This is a genomic window from Gemmatimonadota bacterium (genome assembly GCA_016209965.1).
GTDB lineage: Bacteria > Gemmatimonadota > Gemmatimonadetes > Longimicrobiales > RSA9 > JACQVE01.
In genome coordinates, this window is sequence record JACQVE010000300.1 from 1 (window position 1) to 7,512 (window position 7,512).

A 7,512-nucleotide genomic window follows, 5' to 3' on the forward strand; every position below is an offset into this window, starting at 1 on the left:
GCCATGGCCGCTCTCCTTCACGCCGCTCTTGACCGGACCCGCCAACGGATACACGTTTCCGCCAACGTGCCGAAAAGGGCGCTTGGATTTCCTATCCCCTATCCCCTCACAGCCAACTGACCAGCCGCCCGTTAGACCACCGGGTTCTCGCCAAGATCGGTCTCCTCGAGTAGCTGAAGTGAGTGCCGGACCGTCAGGATTTCGACGTGATCATGGGAGGTAACAACGATGCCGAGGGACCGTGCCAACCTTCTTGGCTCTGCGATTGACGTACACCGTGTGGTTGCCACCTTCGCGGAGCAACTCGCAACCGTTGCTTTCGAGATGACGTATCAGATCGCGCCGCTTCACGCCGCTGGGATGCGAAGGGGTTCGCGAACGATATCGGTCTGCCCGAGTTCTTCCTCGATCAGCGCGCGACTGGCGTCTAGGACCAGCTGCACGGCTTCACGGAGATTGGCCCGAGCCTCCTCCAACGTGGCGCCCTGAGTGTTAGCGCCAGGGAGTTCCTCCACGAACCCGACGTAACCCTCAGGTACCTTCTTGAAGACTGCAGTGAACTCGCGCTGCATAGGCCTAGCCTCCATTCGGCTCGACGCGGTCGCGGCACACGCTCGCGAGGTGGGGTGAGTCGCCCAAACTCCAGGCAACTTGGAAACCCAGCACACGTTGGTAGTACTCCAACGCTGCCGTTAGATCCTCGACCGATAGAACCGGAACAGCAGCCTCAAGCACCGATGCCTTCTTGCTGTCCACCTGTTCCATAGACCTCCGCTCGCCTTGTCCGCCGAACGAATTGCGCGTAAGCTGCACGGGCTACCTGCCAATGTTGAGCCGAGGGGCCGTTCCGCGCCAGCTTCACGCGGTGCTGCTCGCCACGGGCTACGCCGCGAGCGCCGCCGCGTTCGGCGCTCGCGACCCGATGCGCGCCGGCTGTTTCTCGCTTCCCTGCTCTACCTGCCGGTGCTGTTGAGCCTGCTGCTGGGCGACGCGTTGCTCTGAGGATCGCATGTCGGTTCCGCCGCAAACGCCGAGCTTGTTCGGCACGGCCAAGTACAAGCTGGAAAGTCGACTCGTTGATTCTGCGGTTGCGCTAGGCGGGAGCGGGCCCACCACTGCTTGTCGCACCTCGCCGGTGCCTCTAGATTCCCGGGTCGTCCCCTTCCTTTCTCTTCCTCGAAGTTCTCGGAGCATAGCAGCGATGTCGTCGCTCTGGGACCGCATGCGTGAGCGGAAACTCGTTCAGTGGACGGTCGCATACCTGGCCGCGGCCTGGATGCTGCTCCAGGTGGCGGATTTGCTGGGCGAGCAGTTCGGCTGGCCCGTCGCCGTGCTGCGCGCGCTCACCCTCGCGCTGGCCGGGGGGCTGCCGCTCGCGATCGTGGTCGCCTGGTACCACGGCGAAAAGGGTCAACAGCGCGTCAGCGGGCCTGAGCTGGTCATCATCGCGACGCTGCTCGTGATCGCCGGGGCCGCCATGACCCTGGTGACGGGCCGCCGACGGGCCGCCGCGCCACTCGACCACAGCTCCGTCGCCGTGCTGCCCTTCGAGAATCTGTCGGCGGATCGGGAGAACGAGTACTTCAGCGACGGGGTGACCGAAGACATCATCACGCAGCTCTCGAAGATCGGCGGGCTGCGCGTGATCGGTCGCACGTCGGTGATGGCGTACAAAGGCAAGCAGATCCGGCTCCGTGCGGTCGGCCAGGAGCTCGGGGTGGCGCACGTGCTGGAGGGAAGCGTCCGCCGCATTGGCAACCGGGTGCGCATCACAGCGCAGCTAGTCAATGCGGCGACGGAGGGTCATCTGTGGGCGGAGACGTTCGACCGCGAGCTGAAGGACGTTTTCGCGATCCAGACAGAGATCGCGACGCGCATCGCGGACGCCCTGAAGGCGGCGCTCTCGCCCGCCGAGCGCGAACGCCTCGCGGCCGCGCCGACCGTGAACCTCACGGCGTACGACTACTACCTCCGCGGCCGAGACTACTATTACGAGTATCTGGGCGAGGCCAACGAGAACGCGATCGCGCTGTTCCGCAGGGCGATCGAGGTGGACCCTGGGTACGCGCTGGCGTGGGCGGGGCTTGGCGACGCGTTCGCGCAGCGCGCGCTGCGCTTCGGGATGGGCGCGGCGTGGCTGGACTCGGCCGAGGCCGTCGCGCGCAAGGCCATTGCCCTGGATGCGGCGGCGGCCGAGGGCCACAAGGCTTTGGGGCTGGTGTATCTGGTGCGCGGGTGGAGCCGCAAGGCGATCGAGGCGAACGAGCGCGCGCTGTCGCTCAATCCGGGCTACTGGGCGGCGATGGGGAATCTCGGATACGCGCAGATGCAGATCGGCAACATGGCCGATGCCGCGCGCGCGAGCTTCCGTAGCGTCTCGATCGAGCCCACGCTGGCGGAATCGCAGCTCACACCGGCGACGCTCTACCTCATGCTGGAGGACGACGGGCGCGCCGAGCCATGGCTGCGCCGCGCGCTCGAGCTCCAGCCGAATCATCCCGGCGCGAGAAACCTGCTGATCGAGCTCTATCTGCTGCGAGGGGATCTCGAGGCGGCAGCCGCAGCCGCGCAGGGCGCGACCGCAGGCAGCGGCCTGGATCCGGTGAACAGGGCAGCCGCTGCGAAGGTGGAGGTGTACGCCGGCCGCTATGACCGGGCCGTCACGCTGTTCGAGGGCGTGCCTTCCAGCGCCCTGGTCCTGCGGGACCAGAACTTCGGGCGCGGGAACGTGGCCGACTACGCCCTCGCGCTCATGAGGTCCGGTCGCGCGGCCGAGGCCCGGCGCTTGATCGACAAGCGCATGACCGACGTGCAGCGCGAGCGCGAGCAAGGCGCTGAGTCGCTCGTGGTGCCGCTGGAGCTGGCGGCGCTGCACGCGTTGCGCGGCGAGAAGGAGCACGCCCTGCGCGAGCTCGAGCGCGCCGCGCGGACCGGATTGGTCGCGCAGCGCATGCTGGCGCGCGATCCCGCGTTCGAAAGCCTGCGCGGCGAGCCGGAATTCCAAGGCATTCTCGCGGCGATGAAAACGCGCGCAGCCGCCGAGCGGCGCAGGATCCAGGCGCTGAGTCAAGGCTGATCGCCGGCTGGCATGATGTTCTGGCTGCACCTGCATCGTCGCCGGGCCCGCCCGCGGGCCTTGTCCGGGTGCGCGTCCGTCCCGAGTATTTGTCCCATCCTCGCCCCCTCCGAATAGCCAAAAGGAGCCCAATGATGGCGAAGCGTGCTTTCTCCGCCCTGGCCGCGCTGCTGGTGGTTGTGTGCGCTGCTCCCGCCGGTGCGCAACGGAGTCGGAGTCGACTCCGGGCGGCAAGGGTTGGATGCGCGAGCAGGGGGTGGAGCTGACTGCTGCCGTGCCCCTGGTGCTGGAGCGCAACGTCGACCGGACCTTCCTGAGGCCGTTCGTCGGGCTGAAGATCGAGGACAGGAAGCATTCGGCCGGACCCGCCATTGCCGGGACCGGCAGGTATCGCGGGGTACAGGCAGGCGTGGGCCTCTCCCGCAGCGCAGGGACGTGGCGCGATGTCGTGCCGCGTCGGGCGTTGGACATCCTGGCAGCCGCGGACTGGAGCAGCGAGCGGTTCCTGAGCAGCGAATTCGACGCCTGGCAGGTCAGCAGCCTTGCGAACCTCTTCGTACCCACGCCCGTGCGCCACCATCAGCTCCAGTTCCTGGGGATGTACCAGCAGCGACGAGGCGGCTTCGACCACGACTTTTTCGAGGCCGTGCCCTTCGGCTACGACGATGACCATCGGTCGCACCAACTCCGGCTGAGGGCTGCATACCACTTCCCGTTGGCCTATATCGAGTGGGCCACGCCCTTGCTGCCGCTATACCTCGACTACCTGGCCGGGACCGTGTTCTACGACTGGGGCACGGGCTGGGACCAGGGAGCGAGCTTCGCACGCTGGACTGACGGCCGCCGATACTCGACGGGCCTTCGACTCCTGCTGCGCTCGGGATTCATAAACCCTGGTCTTTTGACTCACCTCGGGGTGGCGTTGTATTACCATTCGGGAGACAGAGCCGTCCGGCTCGAGTCCCAGGCTGGGGTCGGTCGGTTGTTCTGATCGCTCCCCGAGAATGATGAGGCCGAACAAAACGGCGGCCGTGCCGAAAAACCATGCGTGGTTCTGGTAGTAGGCCGCACGCATAGATCCCAGAAGCCCCACTAGAAGCTGAGCATTCCGAGAACAAGCGTGACGACCCAGATCAGGTGCACGCGGGTCGCGGCGATAGCGAGGTGGGGTCTAAGATGTCTGGTCGGATTCGGCGCGGAGCGCCTGGACGCGCTCGGGGAGGTCCTCTCTGCCTGGAACGGCGGCAAATTCCTCCGCCCAGCGCTCCACGTAATCCCAGTCGATCTCCGGCCCCTTTCGCAGGACGACGCCGCGCGCATCCTCCACATCGCGCGGCCTGCCGGCGAAGAGCTTGTGGAGGATGAGGTCCTCCGCTGACGCGAAGGCGACCGGCACGCCCGCGAGGTCGACCGACACGGCGCGCCGGATAGCCTCGCTCTCATACGGTGTCGTGGAGAACACAAAATCGACCCTGATGCCACTGGCCTCGTCGGCGGCCGGTAGGACAAAGCTGCGCTGGACGAAGCGGGCGACGTCGTCGATCAGGGGGCTGAGACCTAGCGAGGCGCACACCTGTAGAATGTCCGGGGCGCGGTCGGGGCCTGCGCCGAGCGTGATGTCGATGTCGCGTGTCAGCCGCGGTTCACCATGCAGCAGTACGGCCTGGCCGCCAATCAGCATGTAGGGCAGTCCGCGGCGCCGCAGCTCGCTGGAAATGGCCGCGATCAGCCGCTCGAAATCAGGAGCGTCGGGGGAGACCATTCAGTACTCGCGCGAGCTCGAGGTCGGCGTCGAGCGCGCGGAGCCACGCGGTGGGAAATTCGGGATTCAGCCGCCGCGCCTCCATCCACAGAGCGGTGAAGTGCGCCAGGGCCGCGCGATAATCCAGGCCTGCCAGCACCTGCCGGGCGTACCGCCGATCGACATCAGCCAGCTCCTCGGTGTGTCGCAACATCGAACGCCTCCCGGTTGGCCGCTTCCGCTGGTCCCGCTATGGCAAGTTAGCCTGGGTCCGCTAATGACGGTAGGCTGAAGCGGACCGCCGGCACAGCAGGTGAGCGCGCGCTCGAGCATGCGCTCCACAGCGGCCAACCGAACCGGATCGGCAACCAGCTCGTCATAGGATACGTCGCCGAACTCGGCGAGACGGCCGAGCTCCTCTGTGATGAGCTGGAGCTTGCGCTCGACGAACTCAGGCCGCAGCATGCAGGCGTCGGCGGATCCAGGCCAGCTTCTTCTCGAACAAGCTGCGCTCCAGGGCGCGCAAATCCCCCGAGTCCATGAAGTCGCGAAATGCGAAGGCGCGGAACTCGAGGTGGTCGAGAGGGTCGCCCCAGAGCAGCAGGCCATCCCTGGCGATCTCCCACCGGAAGAGGGGGTTCGCATCCGCCAGGAATGCGAGATCCACCTGCGCATCGGGGAAGACGGACGCCAGCTCCGTGTGGCAATCCCACCAGCTCGCTCGACACGCGGGAGCGGTGAAAGAGATCGCGAGATCGATGTCGCTCTCCGGCAAGGGCGGCGGTTCGCGGGTTGCCCGGGACCCGAAGAGGATCACCCTGCGCAACCCCAGCCGCTTGCTCACCGCATCCAGCAGCGCTGCGTCGAACTCGATCTCCTGAGCGACGAGACTCATGGTTCCAAATGAGCGACGAGACTCATGGTTCCAAATGATAGCGGAGCGCAAGACGCCGCGAAACGGTGCGACGCCGTCACGAATCGCCGAAAGCCGTTCTACCGACGTCGGCCAAAAGGTTGAAGGGTGAATGCCCAGCGTGCGGGAGATTCAGCCCGCATCCTCCAGCTCGTCGCGGCGGCCCCGTAAGCAGCCCGGGCGAGCTTCGAGAGACGGGGCCCGCGAAGAGCTGACCGCCCCTCACGGCGATCAGACCGCAGGCTCTGACCGCCTGTGCTGCGGCCCCTTTCATGGAGGGTGGGGCGGCAATCTAATCGACTCGCAGCCTGCCAGCAACGAGGGCTCTGCGCCTCGGCGCCTCGCTTACGGGGCCCAACCAGAATTGGCGGCGCGAAGTCGCGCCGCACCTGAAGGCGCGGCTCCCGTCGAGTGCGGCTTACCGCAGCCGCGTCGGCGGGGTAGAATGGCTCAGGCGCGGGCAACGCCGGGAACGGCCATGAGCAGCCAGACCCCCCCTGACCAACTACCAGAAGGCCTTCGAGGCTATTTCTGGGAATACGACGCGTCGCGGCTCTCCCTGCGAAAGAGTCGCCACACCATCATCGGCCGGCTCCTCGAGTCCGGCGGGTGGGACGCTGTCTGCTGGCTCCGCTCGACCATCGGCGACGCCGAGCTGCGGGACTTCATCCTGCGTCGTGAGGGCCGGGGCATCAGCCCCAAGCGCCTTCGGTTCTGGGGCCTGGTGCTGGGAATTCCGCGGGAGCAGGTGAGCCGTTGGATCCAAGCTGAGCGCGAAAGGGTGTGGCTGCGCCGGACTAAAGGATGAGCATGTACACCAAGGTGCTGGTGGCGGCGCAACAGAATCTTCTACGGCAGCTCGGACCCCTCGCCCGGGAGGCCGGGTTCTACCTCGGTGGCGGAACCGCCGTAGCCATCCAGCTCGGGCACCGCCGCTCCCTGGACCTGGGCTGGTTTACGGGGCAGCCGATCGGGGACCCGGCCGCACTCGCCGCCAGACTGCGGGACCGGGGTCTCGATATCACCATCAGGGGTGTCGCAGCGGGGACGCTTCACGCCTCTCGGAGGGCGTGGTCGTGAGCCTCCTCGAGTATCGATACCCCTTGCTTCAACCCCTGGTCCACTGGGAGGAGTTCAACTGCCCGTTGGCGCCTCTGGAGGACCTGGCCTGCATGAAGCTCTCGGCGCTGGCCAGTCGGGGCTCGAAGAAGGACTTCCTCGATATCTATGCTCTCGGCAAGACCCAGTTCGGTCTCGCGGAGATGCTGCAACTGTACCGCGCGAAGTACGCCACCGATGACGTCGCGCACGTCATCATGAGCCTGGCCTACTTTGACGACGCCCAGCAGGAGGAGATGCCCGAGATGATCTGGGAGGTCGGCTGGGAGCAGGTCGAGCGCACCCTCGAGGGCTGGGTAACCGATTACACCCGACGCCAGATTGGCGGAGCCGAATAGAGCCCCATGCTTACCTTTTTCCGGCCGCAGCCCACCTCCTGCTGATCGCGCAGGCGACCCAGGCGATGGTCATGGGCACAGTGCGGGACGGTGCCACGGGAGAACCTTTGCCCGGTGCGGTCGTAGTGCTTAGCGACCTGGACCGTGCCGGGGAGACTGACGCAGGGGTTCCTATATGCTGCGCGATGTACCACCGGGGCCGCAGCATCTAGCCGTGCGCTGCGTCGGGTACGTGCCCCGCACGCTGCACGCTTTCGTGCCTCCCGCCGGCGAGCTGCAGATCAGCCTCTGGTTGCACGCGGCGCCGCTCGCCCTCCGCGCGCCC

Annotated in this window: 9 protein-coding genes; 5 read left to right on the forward strand and 4 right to left on the reverse strand. The window is 66.6% G+C overall.

Annotated features, from left to right (window positions below):
* Nucleotides 1-347 precede the first annotated feature (347 nt).
* Complete coding sequence (locus HY703_11835) at nt 348-572, reverse strand: type II toxin-antitoxin system HicB family antitoxin (protein ID MBI4545879.1); 225 nt, start codon at nt 570-572, stop codon at nt 348-350.
* A 629-nt stretch (nt 573-1,201) separates the two neighbouring features.
* Here HY703_11835 and HY703_11840 point away from each other — a divergent pair.
* Together HY703_11840 and HY703_11845 are read left to right on the forward strand one after the other, a co-directional pair.
* Nucleotides 1,202-3,076, forward strand: coding sequence for a tetratricopeptide repeat protein (locus HY703_11840; protein ID MBI4545880.1), 1,875 nt, complete (start codon nt 1,202-1,204; stop codon nt 3,074-3,076).
* Between the two features lie 241 nt (nt 3,077-3,317).
* Nucleotides 3,318-4,067, forward strand: coding sequence for a hypothetical protein (locus HY703_11845; protein MBI4545881.1), 750 nt, complete (start codon nt 3,318-3,320; stop codon nt 4,065-4,067).
* 180 nt (nt 4,068-4,247) lie between these two features.
* Here HY703_11845 and HY703_11850 read toward each other — a convergent pair whose 3' ends face one another.
* The 3 genes from HY703_11850 to HY703_11860 form a co-directional block, all read right to left on the reverse strand.
* Nucleotides 4,248-4,838, reverse strand: coding sequence for a nucleotidyl transferase AbiEii/AbiGii toxin family protein (locus HY703_11850; protein MBI4545882.1), 591 nt, complete (start codon nt 4,836-4,838; stop codon nt 4,248-4,250).
* Entirely contained in the window at nt 4,816-5,031 is a 216-nt protein-coding gene (locus HY703_11855; GenBank protein ID MBI4545883.1) for a hypothetical protein, read from the reverse strand. Before HY703_11855 ends, HY703_11850 begins: the two co-directional genes overlap by 23 nt.
* Nucleotides 5,032-5,268: 237 nt before the next feature.
* The gene (locus tag HY703_11860; GenBank protein MBI4545884.1) at nt 5,269-5,712 is read right to left on the reverse strand and encodes a nucleotidyltransferase domain-containing protein; all 444 of its coding nucleotides are present in this window, start codon (nt 5,710-5,712) and stop codon (nt 5,269-5,271) included.
* Between the two features lie 496 nt (nt 5,713-6,208).
* On the opposite strand from HY703_11860, the gene HY703_11865 reads away from it, so the two are divergent.
* From HY703_11865 to HY703_11875, 3 genes are read left to right on the forward strand one after another with little or no spacing between them, the layout of a single operon-like run.
* Nucleotides 6,209-6,538: a hypothetical protein gene (locus HY703_11865; GenBank protein ID MBI4545885.1), complete on the forward strand. Its 330-nt coding sequence runs from the start codon at nt 6,209-6,211 to the stop codon at nt 6,536-6,538.
* Between the two features lie 2 nt (nt 6,539-6,540).
* The gene (locus tag HY703_11870; protein ID MBI4545886.1) at nt 6,541-6,810 is read left to right on the forward strand and encodes a hypothetical protein; all 270 of its coding nucleotides are present in this window, start codon (nt 6,541-6,543) and stop codon (nt 6,808-6,810) included.
* A complete protein-coding gene (locus HY703_11875) occupies nt 6,807-7,187 on the forward strand; it encodes a nucleotidyl transferase AbiEii/AbiGii toxin family protein (GenBank protein ID MBI4545887.1) in 381 nt (126 codons plus the stop codon). The genes HY703_11870 and HY703_11875 overlap by 4 nt, the downstream gene beginning before the upstream one ends.
* Nucleotides 7,188-7,512 lie beyond the last annotated feature (325 nt).